Genomic DNA, 24,023 nt, shown 5'->3' with positions numbered 1-24,023 from the left:
TGGCGCGCTTAGATCTCGTCGATCGACGAGGACTCGAAGCGGCTGGAGATGTTGATGCCGAGCTCTTCAGCGGCGCGGAAGGCGTCGTCGTCGGTGTCGCGGAGGTTGACCGCCGTGCCGTCCGCCGAGAGGACCTCGACGTTCAGGCAGAGCGACTGCATCTCCTTCATGAGCACCTTGAACGACTCGGGGATGCCGGGCTCCTGGATGTTCTCGCCCTTGACGATCGCCTCGTACACCTTGACGCGGCCGAGGATGTCGTCGGACTTGATCGTGAGGAGCTCCTGGAGCGCGTACGCGGCGCCGTAGGCCTCGAGGGCCCACACCTCCATCTCACCGAAGCGCTGGCCGCCGAACTGCGCCTTACCACCGAGCGGCTGCTGGGTGATCATCGAGTACGGACCCGTCGAGCGCGCGTGGATCTTGTCGTCCACGAGGTGGTGCAGCTTCAGGATGTACATGTAGCCGACCGAGATCGGAGCCGGGAACGGCTCGCCGGAGCGACCGTCGAACAGCTGCGTCTTGCCCGACGAGTCGATCAGGCGCTCGCCGTCGCGGGTCGGGTTCGTCGAGTCGAGCAGACCCGCGATCTCGGCCTCGAACGCGCCGTCGAACACCGGCGTGGCGACCTTGGTGCCGGCCGGAGCCTCGAAGGCCTGCTCGGGCAGCTGGGCGGCCCACTCCGGGGTGCCCTCGACCTTCCAGCCCTGCTTGGCGATCCAGCCGAGGTGCAGCTCGAGCACCTGGCCGAAGTTCATTCGACCGGGGATGCCGAGCGGGTTCAGGATGACCTGGACCGGCGTGCCGTCCGCGAGGAACGGCATGTCCTCGACGGGGAGGATCTTCGCGATGACGCCCTTGTTGCCGTGACGGCCGGCGAGCTTGTCGCCCTCCGTGATCTTGCGCTTCTGGGCGATGTAGACCACGACGCGGCGGTTGACGCCCGAGCCGAGCTCGTCGTCGCCGTCCTCGGCGTTGAACTCCTTGACGGCGATGATGGTGCCCTGCTCACCGTGGGGCACCTTCAGCGACGTGTCGCGGACCTCGCGGCTCTTCTCGTTGAAGATCGCGCGGAGCAGGCGCTCCTCGGCCGAGAGCTCCGTCTCGCCCTTCGGCGTGACCTTGCCGACGAGGATGTCGCCAGGGCGCACCTCGGCGCCGATGCGGATGATGCCGCGCTCGTCGAGGTCCTTGAGCAGGTCGGGGCTCACGTTGGGGAGATCACGCGTGATCTCCTCCTTGCCGAGCTTCGTGTCGCGGGCGTCGACCTCGTACTCCTCGATGTGGATCGAGGAGAGCGTGTCGTCCTTCACCAGGTCCTGGCTGAGGATGATCGCGTCCTCGAAGTTGTGGCCCTCCCACGTCATGAACGCGACGAGGAGGTTCTTGCCGAGGGCGAGCTCGCCGTTCTCGGTCGCGGGACCGTCGGCGATGACCTCGCCGGCCTCGACGCGCTCACCGGCCGAGACCACCACACGCTGGTTGTACGACGTGCCCTGGTTCGAGCGGTCGAACTTGCGCAGGAAGTAGTCCTGGGTGCCGCCCTCGTCGAGCTGCACCGTCACGACGTCGGCCGAGACCTCGACGACGACACCGGCCTTGTCGGCGGTGACGACGTCACCGGCGTCGATCGCGGCGAAGCCCTCCATGCCCGTGCCGACCACCGGCGACTCCGAACGCAGAAGCGGAACGGCCTGGCGCTGCATGTTCGCACCCATGAGGGCGCGGTTGGCGTCGTCGTGCTCGAGGAAGGGGATGAGCGAGGTCGCCACCGACACCATCTGGCGCGGCGAGACGTCCATGTAGCCGATCTCCTCCGAGTGGAAGAGGTCGACCTCGCCGCCGTTGCCGCGACGGGCGAGGACGCGGTCCTGAGCGAAGCTGCCGTCGGCCTTCAGCTCGACACCGGCCTGGGCGACGATGTAGTCGCTCTCCTCCGAGGCGGTCAGGTAGTCGATCTGGTCGGTGACCTTGCCCTCGACGACGCGGCGGTACGGCGTCTCGATGAAGCCGAACGCGTTGATGCGCGCGAACGAGGCGAGCGAGCCGATCAGACCGATGTTCGGGCCTTCCGGCGTCTCGATGGGGCACATACGGCCGTAGTGCGACGGGTGGACGTCGCGGACCTCGACGCCTGCGCGCTCACGCGACAGACCGCCGGGGCCGAGGGCCGAGAGGCGGCGCTTGTGGGTCAGACCCGCGAGCGGGTTGTTCTGGTCCATGAACTGCGACAGCTGCGACGTCCCGAAGAACTCCTTGATCGCGGCCACGACGGGGCGGACGTTGATCAGGGTCTGCGGCGTGATCGCCTCGATGTCCTGCGTGGTCATGCGCTCGCGGACGACGCGCTCCATGCGGGACAGACCGGTGCGGACCTGGTTCTGGATGAGCTCGCCGACCGCGCGGATGCGACGGTTGCCGAAGTTGTCGATGTCGTCGACGTCGAGGCGGATCTCGGCCGGCTTGCCGCCGCGCACGCCGTCGAAGGTGACGTCGCCGCGGTGCAGGCGGACGAGGTACTTGATCGTCGCGACGATGTCGTCGACCGTCAGCACCGAGTCGGTGAGCGGCTTGTCGAGACCGAGCTTGTGGTTGATCTTGTACCGGCCGACCTTGGCGAGGTCGTAGCGCTTCGGGTTGAAGTAGAAGTTGTCCAGGAGCGCGCGGGCGGCCTCGGCGGCGACCTGCTCGCCCGGACGGAGCTTGCGGTAGATGTCGCGGAGCGCGTCCTCCTTGGAGAGGATCGTGTCCTTCGAGAGCGTCTCCTCGATCGAGTCGAAGCCGGCGAACTCGGCGAGGATGTCCTCGCTGGTGAGGCCGAGGGCCTTCAGGAAGACGGTGACGGACTGCTTGCGCTTGCGGTCGATGCGGACGCCGACCTGGTCGCGCTTGTCGATCTCGAACTCGAGCCAGGCGCCCCGCGACGGGATGACGCGCGCCGACACGATGTCCTTGTCGGAGGTCTTGTCGGGGGTCTTGTCGAAGTAGACGCCGGGCGAACGGACGAGCTGCGACACGACGACGCGCTCGGTGCCGTTGATGATGAACGTGCCCTTGTCGGTCTGGAGCGGGAAGTCGCCCATGAAGACCGTCTGGGTCTTGATCTCACCGGTCTGGTGGTTCATGAACTCGGCCTCGACGTAGAGCGGGGCCGCGTACGTCTTGCCGCGCTCCTTGCACTCCTCGATGGAGTACTTCTCGGGCTCGAGGTACGGGTTCGTGAACGAGAGCTGCATGGTCTCGCTCAGGTCCTCGATCGGGGAGATCTCCTCGAAGATCTCCTCGAGGCCGCTGACCTCGGGCACGTCGGTGCGACCGGCGGCCTTCGCGTCGGCGACGCGGGCCTTCCAGGCCTCATTGCCGACGAGCCAGTCGAACGACTCGGTCTGCAGCGCGAGAAGGTCGGGGACCGTCAGCGTGTCGGAGATCTTGGCGAACGAGAGGCGGGAAGCTCCGCGTCCGTTCTTCGGGGTGGTGGTGGGGTTGGATGCGTTGCTCGCAGCAGCCAAGGGGATTACCTCCGTGGGCCCGTAGGGCTCGTTTCCTTGTCGTCAGGTGGAGTGCTCCTCATCCCCGAAACCCGCGCGGCACTCCTCACGTGAACGTGAGGGGGCGCAGGCACAGCCGACCACCATATGAGGGCAGGGGGAATCCAAGAGCGCAAAGACCCACTATACGTCGGACGACGCGCCGTGTCCAGTTGGATTCTTGAAAAGTTCCGGATGCTGCGGTATAAGCCCGAAGACGGCAGCACCCGCGCGCTCGGCACAGGGCCGAAGCGCACGGGTGCGGCGAGGCGCTGAGATCAGATCAGTGCTTCTTGCCGAGGTTGCCCCGGCAGGCATCTCCCGGGTTGATCCCCAGGTCGATGCCCGCGCTCACGAACATCCCGTAGCTCTGGATGCCCTTGTATCCGTGCTTCTGATTGCCCCGCATCGCGAGGGCGTCGTCGCCCATTCCTTCCGGGCCCGTCCCCTCGATGCTGTCCGCGGTGTCCTGACCTGAGAACGCGCACTCGGATGCCGAGTTCGCCGCGCCGTTCGCGGCACCGCCGTTCCCGTTGACCTCGCCCGCCATTGCCGCGCCGCCACTGCCGAGCACCAGCCCGATCGCGACGACCGCGCACGCCAAAGCCTTCTTCATCGAATTCCCTCCCCTGTGATGGCGTCCGAAGCCCCGATCCGGACGACGGTGTCCTCTTCGACGCCGTCACCGCCGCAACATACTCCTGCGCACGGACGGTGGGAAGGGAGGCTCTGGGATGCGCAGCGGCACGCATCTGAAGTGAGGCTGGACCCCCATCCGATGCATCGATGCACCGAAACCATGGCGAAACTGCCCAGATCGCGCCAATATATGCACATGACTGGGGTGGGACACCCCGTGATCCGTACGCCCGACCAGCGGATCCGGGTGTTCGTGAGCTCGACCCTGCGCGAGCTCGCGGACGAACGCGAAGCAGTGCGGTCGGCCGTCGAGCGACTCCGGCTCGCCCCCGTGATGTTCGAACTCGGCGCACGGCCCCACCCGCCCCGCGACCTCTACCGCTCCTACCTCGCCCAATCCGACGTCTTCATCGGCATCTACGGCGCCAGCTACGGCTGGATCGCCCCCGACGAAGACGTCTCCGGCCTCGAAGACGAATACAACCTCGCCCCCGCCGGCATGCCCAAACTCATCTACGTCAAAGACACCGACACCCGAGACGAACGACTCAAAGACCTCATCGCCCGCATCCAAGCCGACGACACCGCCGCCTACCTCCACTTCCACGACGCCCGAGACCTCGAAGACCACGTCGCCGGCGACCTCGCCATGCTCCTCGCCGAACGCTTCGACCAGTCGCGGCGCACCGAGCCGGCCACGGCGGCCGAGATCTCGCTCGCCGCGCGCGTGCCCGAGCCGTACACCGAGACGATCGGGCGCGAAGGCGAGCTCGCCGAGATCCGCGCCCTGCTGGCCGGAGGCCTCCACCGCGTCGTGAGCCTCATAGGGCCGGGCGGCATCGGCAAGAGCCGGCTGGCGATCGAGGCGGCCCATGCGAACACCGACCTGTTCCCGGACGGGGTCTATTTCGTGCCGCTCGAGGGCGTTCTCGAACCAGGACTCCTGCTGCCGACGATCGCCTACATCCTCGGCGTGCGCGACACCGGGGCGGCCACGCTCGAGGAGCGCATCGCGCAGGCGATCGGCGACCGCCACGTGCTCATCGTGCTCGACAACTTCGAGCAGATCATCGACGAGGCCCCCGTCCTGGTGCGCCTGTACTCCCTCGCTCCGCGCGCATGCTTCCTGGTGACGAGCCGGATCGTCCTGCGCATCCGCGGCGAGCGCGTGTTCGAGGTCGAGACGCTCGAGACGCCCGCACCGGACGTCCCCGCCACGCTCGCGCAGGCACAGGCGTCCTCGGCGTGCGTGCTGTTCGCGGAGCGTGCCGCGTCCGCACTCCCCGGGTTCCGGCTGACCGCCGAGAACGCGGCAGACGTCATCGGCATCTGCCGCCGGCTCGACGGGCTGCCGCTCGCCATCGAACTGGCCGCGGCGAAGGTCAGGCTGCTCTCGCCGCACGATGTCGCCGACCGCCTCGGCCACACCCTCCCGCTGCTGTCGACGTCTGTGCGCGATCTCCCCGACCGCCACCGCACCATGCGGGCGACGATCGACTGGAGCGTGGGCCTGCTGGCCGATGATCAGCGCGCGATGCTGGAGGACCTCGGTGTGTTCGCCGCGCGATTCAGCCTCGACTCGGTCGAGGCGGTGGGCGAGACCCGCTCGTGGGGCCCCCACACGATCGAGACCCTGGCCGCGCTCATCGATGCGTCGCTGGTGCAGCGCATCGACTCGGGCGGCCGCTCGGTGTTCTCGCTCCTCGCGATCGTCCGCGAGTACGCCCTCGAAGCGCTCGAGTCACGTCTGGCGGCGGATGCGATGCGGATCGCGCACGCCGACTACTACCTCGACCTGGTGCACCGGGTGGCCCCACGACTGCGCGGCGCCGAGCAGATCGATGCCGTCGCCGAACTGGGGCTCGAAGTGCCGAACCTGCGCGCCGCGGCACGCCACCTGGTCTCCATGGACCGGCTCGACGACGCCGGCGACTTCGCGTGGACCCTGCTCGCTTACTGGTGGATCTGCGGGTACTTCGCCGACGTGCGGCTGTGGATGCTGGAACTTCTCGAGAAACGGATGCCGCTGACCCCGCGCACGCGCGCGATCGCGACGTTCTTCCCGCTGTGGGCAGAGCTCTGGCAGCGCCCGAGCGACCAGGTGGTGGAGGGTCTCGGCGAGGTCGTGCGGCTGTTCACCGAGAGCGGCGACGAGCAGGCCGCCGCGATGGCGCTCGCCGCGAAGGCGTCGACGCGGCTGCAGTTCGCCGACCTCGACGAAGAGGTGTTCCGGGCCGAGATCGGCGAGGCGATCGCGACCCTCCACGAGCTCGGCGACCGCTGGGCGGAGTCCCTCGCCGAGGTGGTGCTCGGACAGTTCGGCATGCTGCGTCGCGACATCCCGGCGGCGCTCGAGCACCTCGGCCGGGCGGTGGACATCGCCGACGCCGCCGACGATGCGTTCACCCGCGTCGTGGCGGGCAACAACCGCGCGCGACTGCGCTTCGTGCTGGGTGAGCGCGACGAGGCGGAGGCGGAGTTCCTGCTGACCCTGACGCTGTCGATCCGGCTGCACTTCGTCGACGGCGCCACCTACGGGCTGGAGGGAATGTCCGCGATCGCCGCCTCGCACGGCGACGCGTGGCGCGCCGGAGCTCTGGCCGCGGTGGCGGCGACCATCCGCGAGACGACCGGCGTCTACGACATCGAAGGGTTCGCCGTGCACCTCGCACCGTTGGAGGCCCTGCGGGCCGTCGACGCCGAGAGCGTCGAGGCCGGTGAGCGCGCGGGCAGGGAGATGGGCCTCGCGGAGGCCATCGCGATCGCGCTCCCCGACGCCGACGCGGACGTCCGTGAGAAGGTCCCTTCGTGGTGACGGGGCCGGAGCGGGCGCCCGTGATCCGTACGCCCGACCAGCGGATCCGGGTGTTCGTGAGCTCGACCCTGCGCGAGCTCGCGGACGAACGCGAAGCAGTACGGTCGGCCGTCGAGCGACTCCGGCTCGCCCCCGTGATGTTCGAACTCGGCGCACGGCCCCACCCGCCCCGCGACCTCTACCGCTCCTACCTCGCCCAATCCGACGTCTTCATCGGCATCTACGGCGCCAGCTACGGCTGGATCGCCCCCGACGAAGACGTCTCCGGCCTCGAAGACGAATACAACCTCGCCCCCGCCGGCATGCCCAAACTCATCTACGTCAAAGACACCGACACCCGAGACGAACGACTCAAAGACCTCATCGCCCGCATCCAAGCCGACGACACCGCCGCCTACCTCCACTTCCACGACGCCCGAGACCTCGAAGACCACGTCGCCGGCGACCTCGCCATGCTCCTCGCCGAACGCTTCGACGAATCGCGGGCGCCGGAGGCGCCCGACACCGGCGCTGCGCAGGTCAGCCTGGTGGGCCGCGTCCCGGTGCCCTACACGACCACCATCGGGCGGGAGGGTGACATCGATGCGGTGCGCACCCTGCTGGCGCGGGGCACGGACCGGGTGGTGAGCCTGATCGGCCCCGGCGGCATCGGCAAGAGCCGTCTCGCGATCGAGTCGGCCATGGCCTCCGGCGACCTGTTCCCGGACGGGGTCTACTTCGTCCTCCTGGAGGGCGTGCTCGAGCCGGGACTGCTGCTGCCGACGATCGCGTACTATCTCGGCATCCGCGACAACGGCGAGGCCGCCCTCGAGGAGCGCATCGCCCACGCCCTCGCGGATCGCCGCGTGCTGATCGTGCTCGACAACTTCGAGCAGATCGTGGATGCCGCACCCGTGCTCGTGCGGCTGTACACGGTCGCGCCGACCGCGACGTTCCTCGTGACGAGCCGCATCGTCCTGCGGATCCGCGGCGAGCGCGTCTACGACGTGCCGCCGCTCACGACGCCCGCCGGCGAAGGCCCGGCGAGCCTGGACCGCACCGCGCGCTCGGCCGCGGTGTCGCTGTTCGTCGACCGGGCGCGGGCGATCGATTCGCAGTTCGACGTGACACCCGACAACGCGAGGGATCTCGCCGACATCTGCCGCAGGCTCGAGGGGCTGCCGCTGGCGATCGAGCTCGCGGCGGCGAAGGTGCGCATCCTCAACCCGGCGCAGATCGCGGGGCGCCTCGAGAAGAGCCTGCCGCTGCTGACGGCCGCGGTGCGCGATCTGCCCGAACGGCACCGCACGATGCGGGCGACGATCGACTGGAGCGTGAGTCTCCTGCCGCCGGAGCAGCGGGACCTGCTCGAGGATCTCGGCGTGTTCGCGACGAGGTTCACCCTCGATGCGGTCGAAGCCCTGGGAGAGGACCGTCCGTGGGGCGGTCACGCGATCGACGCCCTCGCTGCCCTCGCGGACGGCTCTCTCGTCAAGCAGAGCGAGCTCGGCGGGCGCCGAGTGTTCTCGCTGCTCGCGATCGTGCGGGAGTACGCGCTGGACCACCTCAAGGAGCGGGGCGACGCGCAGCGCGTGCGGCGCGCCCACGCCGATTACTACCGGGGGCTCGTCCAGCAGATCGCCCCCGACCTCGGCGGACGCGGGCAGGCCGACGCCGTGGCGCGGCTCGGGCTCGAGCTGCCGAACCTGCGCGCGGCGGTGCGCCACCTCGTCTATACGAACCGGCTCGACGACGCCGGCGACTTCGCGTGGTGCCTGCTCATCTACTGGTGGATCTCCGGCTTCTTCGCCGAGGTGCGCGTGTGGATGCTCGAACTGCTCGAGAAGCAGCACGAGCAGCCCATCACGCCGCACACCCGCGCAATCGCGTGGTTCTTCGCCCTGTGGGGCGAGATGTGGCAGCGGCCGAGCGAGCAGGTGGTGGCGGGCCTCGGCGAGTGCGTGCGCCTGTTCCGGGAGAGCGGCGACGAGGATGCCGCGGCGATGGCGCTCGCCGCGCGCGCGACGGCACGCGTGCAGTTCTCGCATCTCGACACCGACAAGGCAGAAGCCGAGCTTCGCGAGGCGGTGGTCACGCTGCGCGAGCGCGGGAACACGTGGGCGGAGGCGATCACCGAAGTCTCGCTCGGCCGGCTCGCCTGGGTGCGCGGAGCCACCGACGACGCCCTCGCGCACTTCGACCGCGCCACCTCGGTCGCCGAGTCGCGCGGCGATCTGTTCACGACCTCGGTCGCCGGCAACCTGCGCTCTCGCCTGAACTTCCAGCTCGGCCGCATCGAGGAGGCGGAGCGGGAGTTCGTGCACACCCTGCTGCTGTCGGTCGGGCTGCACTACGAAGAGGGCGTCGCGTACGGCCTCGAGGGGGTGTGCGCGGTCGCTGCGGCCCATGGCGAGGCCTGGCGGGCGTCGGCGCTCGCCGTCGCGGCCGGCGAGATCCGCCGACGCATCGGCATCTTCGATGTGGAGGCCTTCACGGTGCATACGCCGTACCTCGAGATCCTCCGTGGCCGCGATGCGCAGAGCGTCGAGGCCGGCGAGATCGCCGGGGCCGAGCTCACCGTCGCCGAAGCGGTGCAGCTGGCACTCCCGGAGCACGAGTTCTCGATGGTGGCCGACGCGCTGCGCGCCTGGTAGCCGGGGTGATCACGGATGCCGCGAGCCTCAGCATCCGTGTATCAGAGGTATCAGGACCCGGCGCGCCGCGCTCTGGTGCGGTGAGGAGCGCGCTCGTATGCTGTGGACCGAACAGCGCTCTCGGATCTTCAGGTGACTGGGCACCGGTGCGAGGGGGTCGAGATGGCTCGTGTTCCAGACGTGCCGCACGATGCAGTCGACGTCGACGCAGACGCCGACGCTCTGGACGTGCGCGTCGACCCGGCGCCATCGGACGTCGAGCCGAACGAATTCGGCGTCACGCTGCTCGCCGACGTCGTGCTGCACGGCCGCTCCGACACCGTCGCGCGTCTGCGCGTGCAGGGAAGCGACGACTTCCACTACGCGGCGATCGTCGTGCGCGGCGGGATCGCCGAGCTCGTCCACTTCGAGGCGCTCGGCGCAGACCGCTATGGCGCACGGATCGCTGTCGGCCGCGGGGAGACGCTTCACCTCACCGTCGTCGCGAGCGACTTCGAGACGGGCATCGCGTGGCTCGAGCACCAGGTCGCCCAGGGCGGCATGGGGATGGGCGGCGAACCCGAGGCGGCCGCGGAGCCGCCCCCGCCGCCCCGCATCCCCGACGTCGTGCTCGGCGGCGGATTCGGCGGACGGTCACCCGGCCTCGCCCCGGTGGCCCCGCCACCTGCGCCCGCCCCACCGCCGATGCCCGGGCCTGCGCCGCCTCCGGTCGCCGCCGGGCCCGTGCCGCCCCCCGAGGCGGTCACGCCATCCGGCGGGCTCGACGGCGCGGCCCCCGTCCCCGCATTCGTCGACGCCGAAGTGCCGGCGCGCGTCGTGGAGGGCGTCGAGTTCGACGCGATCGTGCGGCTGTCGCTCGCGGACCTCGCCCCGACGGCCGGTGCGGCGCGCAAGAAGGCCACAGCGCTGTTCGACCCCTCGCGCGAGATCGAGGTGGCCATGCAGCTGCGCGGCCTCGCGTTCGCCGACGGCACGCCGTCGATCATCTCGACCATGCTCCCGACGAAGGGCTCGGAGCCGCGTCGACTCGTCTTCGCGCTGATCCCCGACGGCCCAGGACGCGGACACATCACCGTCACGTTCACGCAGCCGCCCATCGTGACCCCGCTCGCGGTGCTGGCGCTGAGCACGCCGATCGTCGCGGCCGACGACGACGTCGAGGGGATCGGCGCCGATGACCCGCGCACCGCGGTCGCCTCGGTCGCGGCACCGCCGCGCAGCATCGCCGACCTTCCGACGCTGGTCATCGACGAATCGATGTCACGCGGCGCATCGGAGCTGCTCGTCACCGCGAAGATCGGGCGCACCGTCGTCAAGCACTCCGTGCGGCTGCCCGACAAGAGCGCATACGTCGAAGGGATCTACTCGGAGCTGTCCGCGGTCCGCAAGACGTTCCTCGAATCCGTCGAGGACGACCCCGACGAGGCCGCCGACACCGCCCGGCGTGGCGTGCGGACGCTCGGCGCCCGGGTCGCCACGGAGCTCCTCGGCGACGAGGTCAATGCGCTGCTGTGGAGTCGACGCCGCCGGACCTCGCAGCTGGTGCTGCAGACCTCCGGTGAGCTCGACATCCCGTGGGAGATCGTGCATCTCGTCCCGGTGGGCAGGCAACGACCCGATCCGGAGCGCTACTTCCTCGGCGACCTCGGACTCACCCGATGGATGTACGGCACGCCGCGACCCACCGTGATCCCGGTGGACCCCACGCGCGTCGTCGCGATCGCACCCGACTACGTCGACCACAGCCTCGACCTGCCGCGCGCCCGTGAGGAGATCGAGACGATCGGCGACCTGCTCGCGGGTCCCCCGCGATCCGCCGCCGACCCGATCGAGTTCCGTCAGGCGATCCAGGACGGCTTCGACCTGCTCCACTTCGCAGGGCACGGCCGGTGGCGCGACATCGCTCCGCTCGGCCAGGAGATCGCCTTCGCGGCGTTCTCGGCGGACCACGACGACGGATCGGCGTCGTACACCGACTCCGACGCGCGACGCGATCTCCCCGAGCTCGACACCGCCGCGCCGACCTCCACTCCGTTCGTCTTCCTCAGCGCGTGCGACGTCGGCCGGCTCCGCTCCGGTGCCACCGGGCTCGGCGGCTTCGCAGAGGTGTTCCTCCGCGGCGGCGTGGGCGTGTTCATCGGTTGCTCGTGGGCGGTCCGCGACGACGTCACGGCGCTGTTCGTCCGCACGTTCTACCAGCGCACCCTCGGCGAGAACGCCACGGTCGGCGAGGCGGTGCTGGCCGCGCGGCGAGCGGCGCGGGAGGCGGGCGACCTCACGTCCCTGGCCTTCACCGTGTTCGCCGATCCGCGCGCCAGGCTCGTGCCCCGCGCCGCCGCAGACGGCGGCGACCATTCTTGACCCTCACCCACCCATCCCCAGCAGACAGGACGTGACACCATGCCCGAGACCACCACGACCGCCCGGGGCGCGAGCCTCACGGCGGCCGAGCTCGCCGCCCTCCGCAAGCACGTCGTCCACACCGCGGACGGCCGCCTGGCGAAGACCTCGGTCGCCAAGCCGCGCACGGTCGCGGACTTCGCCACGACGGCGGCCGACGTGCGTCGCATGATCGAGGTCGATCTCGCCGCGTTCATCGATCAGCAGACGAAGAAGACGCCCCCCGGAGAGACCCCCGCACCGGTCCCGGTCTTCATCTGGGCGCACGGCGGGCTCACCGACAAGGACGCGGGCCTGCTGACGGCGCAGCGGCAGACCGGCTGGTGGAAGAAGAACGGCGTCTACCCGATCCACCTCGTGTGGGAGAGCGGGTTCAAGACCACCCTCGAAGACGTCGTCCGCGGCAAGGCGGGCAAGCGCGGATTCACCGACCTCACGGACCTCGCGGTCGAGGCGGCGGCGCGCGTGCTCGGCGGTCGCAAGTTCTGGGACGACATGAAGCTCGACTCGGCCGGCGCGTGCCTTCCCAGTGTCGGAGGCGGCGACCCGGGCGGGGCGTTCGTGCTGGCGGGTGCGCTGCGCGAGTTCATGGCGGCCAACCCCGGCGCCATCGAGCTGCACATCGGCGGGCACAGCGCGGGCTCGATCTATCACTCGCACTTCGTCCCGCGCCTGTTCGAGGGCGACGACCGCGTGGACAGCGTGAAGACCGTGACGTTCCTCGCGCCGGCGGTGCGCATCGACACCTTCGAGGCGACGCTGCTGCCGCTCGCCGAGGCCGGGAAGATCGAGAGCCTCTCGATCTTCACGATGGATGAGAACCACGAGAAGCGCGACAACACCGCGGGGATCTACCGCAAGTCGCTCCTGTATCTCGTCTCACGGGCCTTCGAAGCGGAGAAGGATGCCGAGATCCTCGGTGTCGAGGAGCATCTGCGCGGTTCCGGCCGCACCATGGCGTACCTGGGCGACCGGAGCGAGCGCCTGGTGCTCGGCCCCGTCACCCGCGGGCCCCGCAGCAGCACGCAGGCCACCTCGCACGGCGATTTCGACAACGACGAGCAGACGATGATGAGTCTCGCCCGGCGCGTGGTCGGCGTACCCGACAGCAACGAGGCTGATCACGTCGCGGTGTTCCCGGCACGGGCGCGCGAGGTCGGCGAGTTCGTCCCTGCGCCTCGCCCCGAGCCGACCGGCGCGCGCGGCGCGGCATCACGCAAGCTCGCCCTCTGCATCGGCATCGACGCATACCCGAGGGACCCGCTCAGCGGGTGCGTCGCCGATGCGGAGTCCTGGGCGAAGGCCCTCGGCGACGCCGGTTTCCAGGTGGAGTCGATCCACAACGGGGACGCGACCCGCGACGCGATCCTGCGCGCCATGCTCGACAAGGTCTCGTCGGCCCGCGACGGCGATGTCGTCGCGATCCAGTTCGCCGGCCACGGCACGTTCGTGCCCGATCTCGACGGCGACGAGACCGACGAGTTCGGCCCGAAGGACGAGGCCCTCTGCCCGGTCGACTTCCGCGACGGACAGCTGATCGTCGACGACGACCTCGGCGCCATCTGGGACGCGATCCCCGAGGGTGTCGCGGTGACGCTGTTCTTCGACTCATGCCATTCCGGCTCGGTGAACCGCGAGATCACGCCGACCGAGTTCGTGTCGCGCAAGATCCCGGCCGGTGCGACGCCGCGCATGACGGTGCTGGACGCCGGCGAGGAAGCGGCGTTCCGCGAGGAGCGGGCGGCGTCGCCGGACGATCCCTTCCGCACGGCCGCGTGGAAGCGGGTGGTCGAGGTCGAGACCGACCGTGCGGCGGCGCCGCCGACGCCACGCGCCGACGGCAGGGAGGTGCTCATCAGCGCGTGCCAGCCCGATCAGGTCGCGCTCGAGACCAACGGCCACGGGGTGTTCACCACTGCCGCGCTCGGAGTCCTGGCGAAGACCCCGAAGCTGACCAACGCGGCCTTCGTGGCCGCCGTCTTCGACGTCCTCGACGACACCTACGAGCAGCGACCGATGCTGTCGGCCGCGGGAGACCTGGGCGCGCGCGGGCTGCTGTCGTCGGTGCACGAAGCCTTCGCGACCGCGGCGCCCGACTCCGTCGAGTCGAACGGCCACCGAGCACCCGCCGACGTGCGCACCGCCGCCATCGTCGCGATCCTCCGCGCGACCGCGGATCTGCTGGAGGCGGGCGGCGACTGACCGATCGGACGCAGCGCCCCTGCGGGCGGGAGCGGCTCAGCCCGCCGGGCGGGCGTGGCGGAAGCGGATGCGCGTGCCCGGGCGCGCCTGGGCGACGAGGTCGAGGCCCGCGTCGGTGACGACCGCGATGACGGGATAGCCGCCGGTCACGGGGCCGTCGGCGAGCAGGATCGTGGGACGGCCGCTGGGCGGCACCTGCAGCGCGCCCGGCACCATCCCCTCGCTCGGGAGCTCGCTGCTGCGCACCCGCGCCAGCTCGGGCCCGTCGAGGCGGGCGCCGACGCGGTCGGCATGGTTCGAGACCGTCCACACCGTTTCGTACAGGGTGGCGAGCGCCGCCGGGGCGAACCAGTCTGCCCGGGGACCCGGCGCGAGCTCGAGCGCGAGCTCATCGTCCTGCGGCGCACCCCAGCCGGCGGCAGGCGCCACCGGGATCGGCCCCGCCACGTCGTCGCGCACGCCCACCACGTCACCGGCGCGCAGCGCCGCGGGCCCGAGCCCCGCGAGCAGGTCCGTCGCCCGGGAGCCGAGCGCGACGCGGGCGTCGAGCCCGCCGCGAACGGCGACGTAACCGCGCGCGCCGTGCGCGAACCAGTCGAGGTGCAGCTCGGAGCCCGCTCGCCATTCGTGAGCTTCGTACGGATCCACCTCGCGCCCGTCGAGACGCACCGTTCCCCACGCGCCGGTCACCGCGACCCAGAGGTCGGCCTCGGCCACGGCGCGCAGCCCGCCCATCGTGACCTCGAGCCCGGCGGCTCCCTCGGAGTTGCCCACCAGACGGTTCGCGGTGCGCAGCGCCCCGCGGTCGAGCGCCCCCGACACCGCGACGCCGACGGAGGCCGCGCCTGCGCGCCCGAGATCCTGCACCGTCGTCAGCAAGCCGGCTTCGACGACACGGATGCTGCGGCCCGCCGCCGCGCGACGCGCTCTCTTCGCGAGATCAGGAGATCCGGCGAACCCAGGGGCATCCGGCGCGAACCGTCCTGTTCTCGCCAGATCTCCTGATTCCGCCGACACCCGTGCGGGCACCGGGCGGAACCGGACGCGCGCCCCGGGTTCGAGGAGCGCCGGGGACGGGGCATCCGGGTCGAACAGACACGCGGCGGTCGTGCCGATGAGCCGCCAGCCCCCCGGGGTCTCGCGCGGGTAGGCGCCGCTGAACACCCCCGCGAGTCCGACGGATCCGGCCGGCACGCGGGTGCGGGGCGATTCGAGCCGGGGCACGTCGAAGGTCCAGTCGTCGCTCACGAGGTACCCGAAGCCGGGCGCGAAGCCCGTGAAGGCGACCCGCCAGTGCGCCTGGGCGTGGCGCCGCGCGAGTTCGTGGGCGTCGACACCCAGCAGGCGCGCGGTGTCGGCGAGATCGGCCCCGTCGTACGCGATGTCGAGTTCGACGGGCGGGGTCGCCGCATCCGTCGCCTGCCGGGACTCGGTCGCCGCGCCGAGCGCCCACGAGCGCGCTGCCGCCGCCGGCAGCACCCGCGGGTCGACCCGCACGAGCACCGTGCGCGCGGCGGGGACGAGATCGATGACGCCGTCCGGACGCGAGGCGGTCAGGGAGGCGTGCAGCGGGAGCACCTCGTCGAGCGTGCCGACTTCGAGCAGGAACGCCCGCTCCCCCACCGGCCGCACGCGGGGGGTCACCACGGCGCCCGCACCTCCACGCCGGCGGCGTCGAGCGCCGCGCGCACGGCGCGGGCCATGTCGACCGCCGACGGTGAGTCGCCGTGCACGCACAGCGACGCGGCATCCGCGCGCACAAGGGAGCCGTCCACGGCCTCGACCACACCCTCGTCCGCGAGGCGAACGGCCCTCGCCGCCACGAATGCGGGGTCGTCGAGCAGCGCGCCGGGCTGCATGCGCGGCACGAGCGAGCCGTCCGGCAGATAGCCGCGATCGAGGAACGCCTCGTGGACGAACGGCAGACCGACGGATGCTGCGGCCCGCGCGATCTCGCCGCCCTGGCCCAGCACGGGCAAGGGCCGGCCGAGCAGTGCGGAGCAGTCGGCGATCGCCCGGGCGACGGCGTCGGCCTGCTCGCGGTCGACCGCGACCGCGTGGTACAGCGCGCCGTGGGGCTTGACGTAGCGGAGGTCGGCGCCGGCGTCGGCGAGTGCGGCGAGCTGCTCCGCGACCGTCACGGTGAGCTGGGCGGGATCGATCACGACGGCGATGCGGCCGAAGTTCGCGCGATCGGGATACGACGGGTGGGCCCCGACGGCGACGCCGAAGCGCTGGGCGCGGACCACGGCCTCGCGCATCGACGCGGCATCGCCCGCGTGAGCGCCGCAGGCCACGTTCGCGCTCGAGATCACCGCGAACATCGCCTCGTCGTCGGCAGTGGGAACCCCGTCGAGGGTCTCGCCGAGGTCCGCGTTGAGGTCGATCGCCGCCACTCCTCAACGCTACTGCGGAGACGTGTGCTCGGTTCGGTGCCGTAACTCCCCCCACTACGCAGGAGTCTGGCCCCATGAAGCAGTCTCAGACGCCCCAGCACAGATCGGGAGGAGTTGCGGCACGACTCGGAACCAGAGAACCGGACGGCTAACGTGGACCGCATGGCACGCGCGCGGGAGGAATCCTCCGTCCCCTCCGTCCGGCTCTCGGACGGCACCCTCGCCCGCGTGGTGCGCTCGCCGTTCGGCGGCGGCTGGGAGCTCGACGTCGACGGCACGCCGCAGTCCCACGTGGACCTCGACGATCCGACGCACCTGCACTTCGAGTACGTCGCCCGCATGGGCGCCGTGATCGACAGGCTGCGGATGCCCGGGCAACCGCTCACCGCCATCCACCTGGGCGCCGGCGCGCTCACGATCCCGCGTTACATCGAGCAGACACGGCCGGGCTCGCGGCAGCAGGTCGTCGAGCTCGAACCGGCGCTGTGGGACCTGGTGCGCGAGAACCTGCCGCTCCCGCGCGGCGCCTCGATCCGGGTGCGCATCGGCGACGCGCGCGAGACGCTCGGGCGCCTCCCGGCAGGACTCGTGGGCGCCGCCGACCTCGTGGTCTCGGACGTGTACTCCGGCGCGCAGACGCCGGCGCACCTCACGACCGTGGAGTTCTTCACCGAGGCCGCACGGTTCCTCGCCCCCGAGGGAGTGCTGCTCGTGAACGTCGCCGACGGCGCGGGGCTGGCCTTCGCCCGCCGCGAGGTCGCGACAGTGCAGGCCGTGCTCGAGCACGTCATCGTGCTCGCCGAGGTGCAGACCCTCAAGGGCCGTCGCTTCGGCAACCTCGTGATCGCCGCCTCGCGCGCGCCCCTTCCGACCGAGTGGCTCCCGCGCCTCATGGCCGCGGGACCTCACCCCGCGAAGGTCGCCGAAGGACGCGAGCTCGACGAGTTCGCGCGCGGCGCGCGGGTGGCCACCGACGCCGACGCGACGCCGTCACCCAAGCCCTCGGCATCCGTCTTCACCCGCTGACGGTTCACGGATGCCGCGACCCGGCGTGGCACGACCGCGTCCCGGGGAGCGGCAAGGCACACTGGATAGGCCACCGGCGCGGCGAAGGGAGTCAGACGTGAGCTACATCAGCGGGTACGATCCCGACACTCTCCGCGAGAAGGTGAACCCGAGCCAGTGCAGGGAGCGGCTCGAAGAGATCGGCGACCAGCGCAGCCTTCCCGCGCTGCTCGAGCGGGTGTGGCTGCTGAAGGTCCTGGATCGGGCCGACGAGGCCCTCGTGATCTCCGAGCAGTCGGTGCGCGTCGCGCGCATGGCCGGCACGCGCAAGGACCTGTTGCGGGCGCGCATCCTCCACGCCACCGTGCTGCAGGCCCGCGGTGCGTACGGTGCCGCCGAGCAGGAGCTCACCACGTGCGCCGAGGAGGCCGACGGGCAGGGCTGGGCCGGCATCGGCGCCTTCGCATACCAGCACCGCGGCAAGGTCAACTACGACGCCGGCGACTTCGAGTCCGCCCGCAAGGACTTCAAGCGCGCACTGTTCCTGCGCCAGGAGTCCGGCGCCACCGAGGATCAGCTCGAGTCGACGCTCCTCGCCATCGACGCCGCCGATCGGCGCCGGGCCGCAGCATCCGTCGCCAGCTGAGGTGGGTACCGTCGGCCGGAGTGTCGGAGATACGTTCTAGTCTCGCGCACATGTCGGAACTGCATCGCGTGCGGCACTGGGCCGAGGCCCTGATCGCCCTCCACCTCGACGACTCGTGGAGCTTCGCGTTCGACAACGCGAAGCGTCGAGCCGGCCTGTGCGACTACACGCACAAGCGGATCAGCGTGTCGCGCTACCTCGCGGCGCGGTACGACGACGACACCAACCACCAGACGCTGCTGCACGAAGTGGCCCATGCCCTCGCGGGGCCGCGCGCCGGGCACGGCCCGCGATGGAAGGCCGTCGCGCGCGACCTCGGCTACGTCGGCGGCACCACGCACAACGGCGAGACGGCGACCGAGCTCGCGCCGTGGATCGGCGTGTGCCCCGCGGGGCATGTCGCCTACCGCCACCGCAAGGCGACCCGACCGACCTCGTGCGCGAAGTGCGCACCGCATTTCGACGAGCGCCACGCCTTCACGTGGACGCGCCGCGAGATCACGCGGGCGACCCGCCTGGCCGCGCTGACCCCGCGCGACTGAGCGGCGTCAGTACGCGACGAACGTCCCGCCGCGCAGCACCGGGACGACGGACGCCGCATCCACAGCGGCCGCGTTCAGCACCTCGTCGCGGGCGCCGCGGTCGAGCAGCTCCTGTCCCGAGCCTCCGGCCGTGAGCAGGTGCCGGACGGCGCCGCGCAGACCGCGGAACGCCTCGCACGCCGCCGCCGCCTCGGGCGAGGTGTGGTCGACGCCGAGGTCGCCGAGCGCGTCGACGATCGCGCCCGCGCCGAGCTGATCCTCGACCGCGAACCGCAGCCGCGCGCCGGGCTCGCGCCCGGCGAGCTCGCCCGACGCGATCACCGCGACGCTCGTGCGCGCCGCACGCTCGTGCTGGATGTCGAGGACGGCACGGGCGACCGCGGCGGCGTTGCGGAGGCATCCGAGCAGCACCACGGCGCCGGACTGCGCGGCCGCTTCGGCCACCGCCGCGCCGTTGATCGAGACCGCGTGAGCATCGGCGTCGAGCCGGACGATCTCTCCCCGGGAGATGGCATCGGTCACCGTCGTCGAGAACCGAAGGACGTCCACGACCACGACGACGTCCGCGTGGGCGAGGCGCCGGAGCCCCTCGATCCCCCAGTCGTGGCGGACCTGGTAGCGGTGCTGGTCGAACGGGCTGTCAGGCATCCGTCCAGCGTAGGCGGCAGCATCCGTCTCCCGCGCCCGCGCACGGATCGTGTGCTCTCACCGAGACGACACGTCGTGCACGCGCACAACGTGTGATCTCGGCGAGATCGCACGATGTGGACGCGCGCGCAAGCCCGAGCCCCGCCGCGGGGCGGATGCGACACTGGGCGCATGCGGATCCTGCTGAAGTTCGTGATCGACTGCGACGCCGATGCCGCGTGGCGGGCGGTGCATTCGCCTCGCGCCGTCGCCGAGCTCTACGGTCCGCTGATGGACCTCGCCCCGCTCGTGCCGAGCGGGCTGCCGACGGCCTGGAGCCCCGGCGATGACGTGCCGGTGCAGCTGTCGGCGTTCGGTGCGGTGCCGATGGGGCGCCAGCTCATCCACGTCAGCGAGCGCTCGGTCGACGAGTCCGGCGGCCGTGTCCGGATCTTCCGCGACAGCGGCATCCCGCTCACCGGCCCCCTCGCCAGCCTCGACGTGTGGGACCACCAGATGGCGGTGTCGCCGGCGCCCGGTCAGCCCGGCAAGACGCTGTGGCGCGACCGGCTCGTCATCGGCGGCCCCACGGCACCCCTCCTGTGGCCGGTGCTGTGGGGAACGTGGCAGTGGCGCGCGACACGAGTGCGCGCTCTCGCGCCCTCGTGGGCTCACGACCCCGAACTCGTAGAAGACGAGTGAACCGGTCCGGTCCCCACGCTCTCCCCACGCGCCGCTGACGCGCGGAGCCTCTGGGTGCGCGGGCCCAGCCGCGGGCCGCGGCATCCGTCGTCATCACGCCTGCGGGATCACCGTCAGCACGCGGGCGGTGTACTCGAGGAACTTCACCATGAAGGTGCGGAGGAACTCCTCCGTCGAGGCGACCGTCACCTCGCCGTCGGCCTCGATGAGGCCCGGGGTGAAGTGGATGTACGCCTCGGGGGTGGTCATCTGGCGGGCGTTGAGGAAGCTCAGGGTGCTGCGCAGCGACTGCTGGCCGACGGCGGTGCCGATCTGCCCGGGCGAGGCGCCGATGACGGCGACCGGCTTGTCGCTCCACGCGTTCTGACCCCACGGCCGGCTGCCCCAGTCGATCGCGTTCTTGAGGGCGCCGGGGATCGAGCGGTTGTACTCGGGCGTCACGAAGAGCAGCGCGTCGGATGAGCGCACCGCCTCCTTGAAGTCGAGCGCCGCCTGCGGATAGTCGGCGTCGAGGTCGCGGGTGTACAGCGGAAGGTCGGCGTAGGAGATCTCGAAGAACTCGAGTTCGGGCGGCGCGAGCCGCTGCACGGCGAGTGCCAGGCGCCGGTTGACGGATTCGCGCGAGAGGCTGCCGACGATCACGCCGACGCGATAGGGCGGTTCGTGCTCAACGATATCGATCTGCATGCGGCCAGCCTGCACCCGTGCGCCCGCTCACGCACCCCCTTGCGCTCCAGACCCCCGGGTATCAGGACTGCGCGGCGACCCTCTTCCAGAGCGGGGGAACTCGCTGCATTGTTGGAGCCGTAGACCCTGGGGGTGTGACATGGCGGACGGTGTCGAATTCGCGCAACCGGCCGACGAACCGCGCACGCACGTGACGCTGCGGCTCATCGCGCAGGATCCGTCGGTGAGCGGGGACGATGCGAGCATCCTCACCGCCAACGTGAAGGTGCCGTGGTCGCGGATGGAGGACGGACCCCGCGGAGCCCGCCTGCACGTGGTCGACTACGACACCGCGACCGGCCGCTACGTCAAGCACGAGGCGCTCGGCAAGGACGACCTCTTCGCGGAGGCGACCGACGACGTGCTGCGCACCGACTGGGCCTTCCATGCGCAGCACGTGTACGCCACCGCCGCACGCACGCTCGCGACGTTCGAGACGGCGCTGGGCCGGCGGCTCCCCTGGGGATTCCGCAGCCACCAGCTGTTCCTCGTGCCGCACGCGTTCGCCGAGGCGAACGCCTACTACTCGTTCGAGGATCGCGCGCTGCTGTTCGGCTACGTGCCGCCCGCCGACCCGACCGGGGACACGATCTACACGTGCTTGAGCCACGACGTGGTGGTGCATGAGACCACGCACGCGGTGCTCGACGGACTGCGGGGCCGGTTCCTCGAGCCGAGCCTGCCCGACCAGGCTGCGTTCCACGAGGGCTTCGCCGACATCGTGGCGCTGCTCTCTGTGTTCTCGATGCGCCCCGTCATCGAGCAGGCGCTCGGCAAGCCCGACAAGAGCGGACGCATCCCGCGAAGCCACGTGGAGCCCGAAGCTCTGCGCAGGAACATGCTCGCCCGCGTCGCCGAGCAGATCGGCAGCGTGCTGACCCAGGGCCGCGGCGCGCTGCGGGAGTCGGCGCTGAACCCGCCGCCCGCCGACTGGGCGAAGCGGACCGACTTCCTCGAGCCGCATCGCCGCGGCGAGGTGCTGGTGGCGATCGCCTTCGATCTGCTCATCGACATCTGGTACATGCGGCTGCAGGCGCTGTTCTCGCGACCCAACGGCGAGGCGGCGACCGGCAAGGGTGTCACCGTCGACCGCGCCCGGGCCGCCGAGGAGGGCGCGAAGGCGGCGTCCCAGCTGCTCACGATGCTGATCCGGGGCCTCGACTACCTGCCGCCGGTCGAGTTCGATTTCGGCGACCTCCTCAACGCGGTGCTGCTGGCCGACAACGAGGTCGTACCCGACGACGACCTCGGCTACCGCAAGCTCCTGGTCGACGGGTTCGCCAAGGCCGGCATCAAGCTCCCGTCGGGTCGCGTGACCGACGTGCTCGAATCGGAGCTGCCCCCGCGCTACCTCGGGATCAACTTCGCCGGGCTCCGCAGCGACCGCGACGAGGTGTCGCGCTTCCTCTGGCAGAACGCCCGCCGCCTCGACGTGTCGACCGACTACTACACGGTGATCGAGTCGGTGCTGCCGACGCAGCGGATCGGTCCCGACGGGCTCATCGTGCCGGAGTCGGTGGCCACCTACGTGCAGATGGCCGACATGACCGCACGCGAGTTCACCGACGAGTCGGGGCTCCAGCTCTCCCCGGTGATCGATCCGCTCACGCCCGTGCAGCTGTTCGGCGGCGGGACGCTGATCTTCGACCAGTTCGGCCGGCTCAAGCTGCACATCCACAAGCGGCTGGACGACTGGCGTCGCCAGCAGCTGCGGCTCGACCACCTCGCCCGCACCGGCCGCATGGACTCGCGGCGCCGCCTCGGCTTCTCGGACGGGGCCGCCCGCGGGCAGACCTTCGCCGAGCTGCACCGCACCGAACAGAGCTCCGGGGAGTCATGGTGAGCACTCCGATCCGCGTTCGCGTCCGCATGTACCAGGTCGGCTTCGGGGATTGCTTCCTGGTGTCGGTGGAGTACGACGAGCCCCTCGCCGACGGCCGCTCCGAGCGGCACATCCTCATCGACTACGGCACGAGCCACTCGCCCCGCGAAGGCATGGCCCGCGGCCGCATGGGCGACATCGCCGCACTCATCCAGAAGCACACCGAGGGCGAGCTCGACGTGCTCGTCGTGACACATCGGCACCGCGACCACCTGCGCGGGTTCGAGGTCGACGCGGGTGCCGCGATCATGAAGAAGCTCGCCCCCAAGCTCGTGCTGCGGTCGTGGACCGAGGATCCGGTGCTCTCGGCGACGGCGAACGGCCCGGGCGACCCGGGCCTCGGTGCGGCCGAGCCGCCGAACGGCCTCAGCAGCGCGTCCGTGCGGTACGCCGCGCTGCTGGCGCAGGCGCAGGAGCACGTCGCGAAGCTGACCCAGCTCGTGGGGCTCGACGACGAGGTCAGGGCCGCCGCCGAGGACCAGCTCAAGAACGCCGAGGCGGTGGCGCTGCTGGACGAGCTCTCGCTCGGCGAGCGGGGCCGCTACCTGCACGCCGGGATGGAGTCGGGCATCGACGACCTGGTCCCGGGGATGCAGTCGACCGTGCTCGGCCCGCCGACCGTGGACCAGGACCCGCGCGTCGCGAAGCAGCGCGAGGACGATCCGGAGTACTGGCTCCGTGCGCTCGGCGCCTCACTGCGCGTCGTCGGCTCGGCCGCCGACGCCGGCGCCCCCGCCCCGATCGCACACGGTCCCGGCCCGGTGAGCTGGCTCATCGACCGCCTCGCGAACCAGCGGTCGCAGTCGGCGGCGCGCCTCGTGCGTGACCTCGACGACGCCCTCAACAACACCAGCATCATCCTGCTGCTGAAGGTCGGGGGCCTGTCGATGCTGTTCCCGGGCGATGCGCAGATCGAGAACTGGCGGCTCACACTCGAGCGGCTCAAGGACGAGCCGCAGCTTCGCGAGCGGCTCGCCGGCATCGACCTGTACAAGGTCGGTCACCACGGCAGCCGCAACGCCACACCCCGCTCGCTGCACGCGCTGTGGAAGGACCGGGGGCCCGAACAGCCACGGCTCGCCGCTGTCATGTCGACCCGCCAGGACGTCCACGGCGAGGGCGACGGCGCCGTGCCGCAGCCGCAGCTCGTCACCGCGCTCCGCGAGGTCGCCGATCTGTACTCGACCGACGACCTCGTCGGCGGGGAGGAATGGATCGAGCTCGAGGCCGACGCAGCCCACGGCCCCTTCCGCCTCGTCCCGTTCGTCAAAGACGCGTGAA

Annotated in this window: 16 protein-coding genes; 10 read left to right on the top strand and 6 right to left on the bottom strand. The window is 71.0% G+C overall.

All coding sequences use genetic code 11. The annotated features are described in order from the left end of the window. Nucleotides 1-8: 8 nt before the first annotated feature. Both rpoB and RS82_RS16600 read right to left on the bottom strand, forming a co-directional pair. Nucleotides 9-3,509: a DNA-directed RNA polymerase subunit beta gene (rpoB, locus tag RS82_RS16605; protein WP_045301445.1), complete on the bottom strand. Its 3,501-nt coding sequence runs from the start codon at nucleotides 3,507-3,509 to the stop codon at nucleotides 9-11. A gap of 301 nt (nucleotides 3,510-3,810) precedes the next feature. Beyond that, nucleotides 3,811-4,143, bottom strand: coding sequence for a hypothetical protein (locus RS82_RS16600; RefSeq protein WP_045301443.1), 333 nt, complete (start codon nucleotides 4,141-4,143; stop codon nucleotides 3,811-3,813). 219 nt (nucleotides 4,144-4,362) lie between these two features. Here RS82_RS16600 and RS82_RS20795 point away from each other — a divergent pair, with 219 nt between their 5' ends. The 4 genes from RS82_RS20795 (at nucleotide 4,363) to RS82_RS16580 (ending at nucleotide 14,216) form a co-directional block, all read left to right on the top strand. Then, complete coding sequence (locus RS82_RS20795) at nucleotides 4,363-6,981, top strand: DUF4062 domain-containing protein (protein ID WP_169748719.1); 2,619 nt, start codon at nucleotides 4,363-4,365, stop codon at nucleotides 6,979-6,981. Between the two features lie 20 nt (nucleotides 6,982-7,001). Further along, nucleotides 7,002-9,614 carry a DUF4062 domain-containing protein gene (locus RS82_RS16590; protein ID WP_169748718.1) on the top strand — a complete coding sequence of 871 codons (2,613 nt, stop codon included), beginning with the start codon at nucleotides 7,002-7,004 and terminating at the stop codon, nucleotides 9,612-9,614. A 162-nt stretch (nucleotides 9,615-9,776) separates the two neighbouring features. Further along, nucleotides 9,777-11,975 (top strand): CHAT domain-containing protein, encoded by a 2,199-nt coding sequence (locus RS82_RS16585; protein ID WP_169748717.1) that lies wholly within the window; start codon nucleotides 9,777-9,779, stop codon nucleotides 11,973-11,975. Between the two features lie 39 nt (nucleotides 11,976-12,014). After that, complete coding sequence (locus RS82_RS16580; RefSeq protein ID WP_045301439.1) at nucleotides 12,015-14,216, top strand: caspase family protein; 2,202 nt, start codon at nucleotides 12,015-12,017, stop codon at nucleotides 14,214-14,216. Nucleotides 14,217-14,252: 36 nt separating this feature from the next. Here RS82_RS16580 and RS82_RS16575 read toward each other — a convergent pair whose 3' ends face one another. Continuing rightward, nucleotides 14,253-15,863: a 5-oxoprolinase subunit B/C family protein gene (locus RS82_RS16575; RefSeq protein WP_045301438.1), complete on the bottom strand. Its 1,611-nt coding sequence runs from the start codon at nucleotides 15,861-15,863 to the stop codon at nucleotides 14,253-14,255. Further along, on the bottom strand, nucleotides 15,857-16,612 hold the full coding sequence (locus RS82_RS16570; RefSeq protein ID WP_045301437.1) for a LamB/YcsF family protein: 756 nt from the start codon (nucleotides 16,610-16,612) through the stop codon (nucleotides 15,857-15,859). Before RS82_RS16570 ends, RS82_RS16575 begins: the two co-directional genes overlap by 7 nt. Before the next feature lie 162 nt (nucleotides 16,613-16,774). On the opposite strand from RS82_RS16570, the gene RS82_RS16565 reads away from it, so the two are divergent. The 3 genes from RS82_RS16565 (at nucleotide 16,775) to RS82_RS16555 (ending at nucleotide 18,805) form a co-directional block, all read left to right on the top strand. Further along, nucleotides 16,775-17,638: a spermidine synthase gene (locus RS82_RS16565; RefSeq protein WP_045301436.1), complete on the top strand. Its 864-nt coding sequence runs from the start codon at nucleotides 16,775-16,777 to the stop codon at nucleotides 17,636-17,638. Between the two features lie 97 nt (nucleotides 17,639-17,735). Beyond that, nucleotides 17,736-18,263 (top strand): hypothetical protein, encoded by a 528-nt coding sequence (locus RS82_RS16560; RefSeq protein ID WP_045301434.1) that lies wholly within the window; start codon nucleotides 17,736-17,738, stop codon nucleotides 18,261-18,263. A 50-nt stretch (nucleotides 18,264-18,313) separates the two neighbouring features. Beyond that, entirely contained in the window at nucleotides 18,314-18,805 is a 492-nt protein-coding gene (locus tag RS82_RS16555; protein ID WP_045301432.1) for a SprT-like domain-containing protein, read from the top strand. Between the two features lie 6 nt (nucleotides 18,806-18,811). Here the strand turns inward: RS82_RS16555 and RS82_RS16550 are convergent, their stop codons facing one another. After that, nucleotides 18,812-19,453: a 2-phosphosulfolactate phosphatase gene (locus tag RS82_RS16550; protein ID WP_045301431.1), complete on the bottom strand. Its 642-nt coding sequence runs from the start codon at nucleotides 19,451-19,453 to the stop codon at nucleotides 18,812-18,814. A gap of 171 nt (nucleotides 19,454-19,624) precedes the next feature. On the opposite strand from RS82_RS16550, the gene RS82_RS16545 reads away from it, so the two are divergent. Beyond that, nucleotides 19,625-20,134, top strand: a complete 510-nt coding sequence (locus tag RS82_RS16545) for a hypothetical protein (RefSeq protein ID WP_045301429.1) — start codon at nucleotides 19,625-19,627, stop codon at nucleotides 20,132-20,134. Nucleotides 20,135-20,227: 93 nt separating this feature from the next. Here the strand turns inward: RS82_RS16545 and RS82_RS16540 are convergent, their stop codons facing one another. Continuing rightward, nucleotides 20,228-20,821: an NADPH-dependent FMN reductase gene (locus RS82_RS16540; protein ID WP_045301427.1), complete on the bottom strand. Its 594-nt coding sequence runs from the start codon at nucleotides 20,819-20,821 to the stop codon at nucleotides 20,228-20,230. Nucleotides 20,822-20,960: 139 nt separating this feature from the next. Here RS82_RS16540 and RS82_RS16535 point away from each other — a divergent pair, with 139 nt between their 5' ends. Then, nucleotides 20,961-22,703: a gluzincin family metallopeptidase gene (locus tag RS82_RS16535; protein ID WP_052676889.1), complete on the top strand. Its 1,743-nt coding sequence runs from the start codon at nucleotides 20,961-20,963 to the stop codon at nucleotides 22,701-22,703. Continuing rightward, on the top strand, nucleotides 22,700-24,022 hold the full coding sequence (locus RS82_RS16530) for a ComEC/Rec2 family competence protein (protein ID WP_157005647.1): 1,323 nt from the start codon (nucleotides 22,700-22,702) through the stop codon (nucleotides 24,020-24,022). The genes RS82_RS16535 and RS82_RS16530 overlap by 4 nt, the downstream gene beginning before the upstream one ends. Nucleotide 24,023: the final 1 nt, after the last annotated feature.

The sequence above is a fragment of the Microbacterium trichothecenolyticum genome (assembly GCF_000956465.1).
Classification (GTDB): Bacteria; Actinomycetota; Actinomycetes; order Actinomycetales; family Microbacteriaceae; genus Microbacterium; species Microbacterium trichothecenolyticum.
The sequence above is the reverse complement of the archived record's forward strand: the minus strand, read 5'-3'. Positions and strand labels throughout refer to the sequence as shown.

Excerpts from the sequence above, each read along its gene's own strand:
- RS82_RS16585 (WP_169748717.1), top strand. The coding sequence starts at position 9,777 with ATGGCTCGTGTTCCAGACGTGCCGCACGATGCAGTCGACGTCGACGCA.
- RS82_RS16565 (WP_045301436.1), top strand. The coding sequence starts at position 16,775 with ATGGCACGCGCGCGGGAGGAATCCTCCGTCCCCTCCGTCCGGCTCTCG.
- RS82_RS20795 (WP_169748719.1), top strand. The coding sequence starts at position 4,363 with ATGACTGGGGTGGGACACCCCGTGATCCGTACGCCCGACCAGCGGATC.
- RS82_RS16580 (WP_045301439.1), top strand. The coding sequence starts at position 12,015 with ATGCCCGAGACCACCACGACCGCCCGGGGCGCGAGCCTCACGGCGGCC.
- RS82_RS16540 (WP_045301427.1), bottom strand. The coding sequence starts at position 20,821 with ATGCAGATCGATATCGTTGAGCACGAACCGCCCTATCGCGTCGGCGTG.
- RS82_RS16555 (WP_045301432.1), top strand. The coding sequence starts at position 18,314 with ATGTCGGAACTGCATCGCGTGCGGCACTGGGCCGAGGCCCTGATCGCC.
- RS82_RS16550 (WP_045301431.1), bottom strand. The coding sequence starts at position 19,453 with ATGCCTGACAGCCCGTTCGACCAGCACCGCTACCAGGTCCGCCACGAC.
- RS82_RS16535 (WP_052676889.1), top strand. The coding sequence starts at position 20,961 with ATGGCGGACGGTGTCGAATTCGCGCAACCGGCCGACGAACCGCGCACG.
- RS82_RS16600 (WP_045301443.1), bottom strand. The coding sequence starts at position 4,143 with ATGAAGAAGGCTTTGGCGTGCGCGGTCGTCGCGATCGGGCTGGTGCTC.
- RS82_RS16545 (WP_045301429.1), top strand. The coding sequence starts at position 19,625 with ATGCGGATCCTGCTGAAGTTCGTGATCGACTGCGACGCCGATGCCGCG.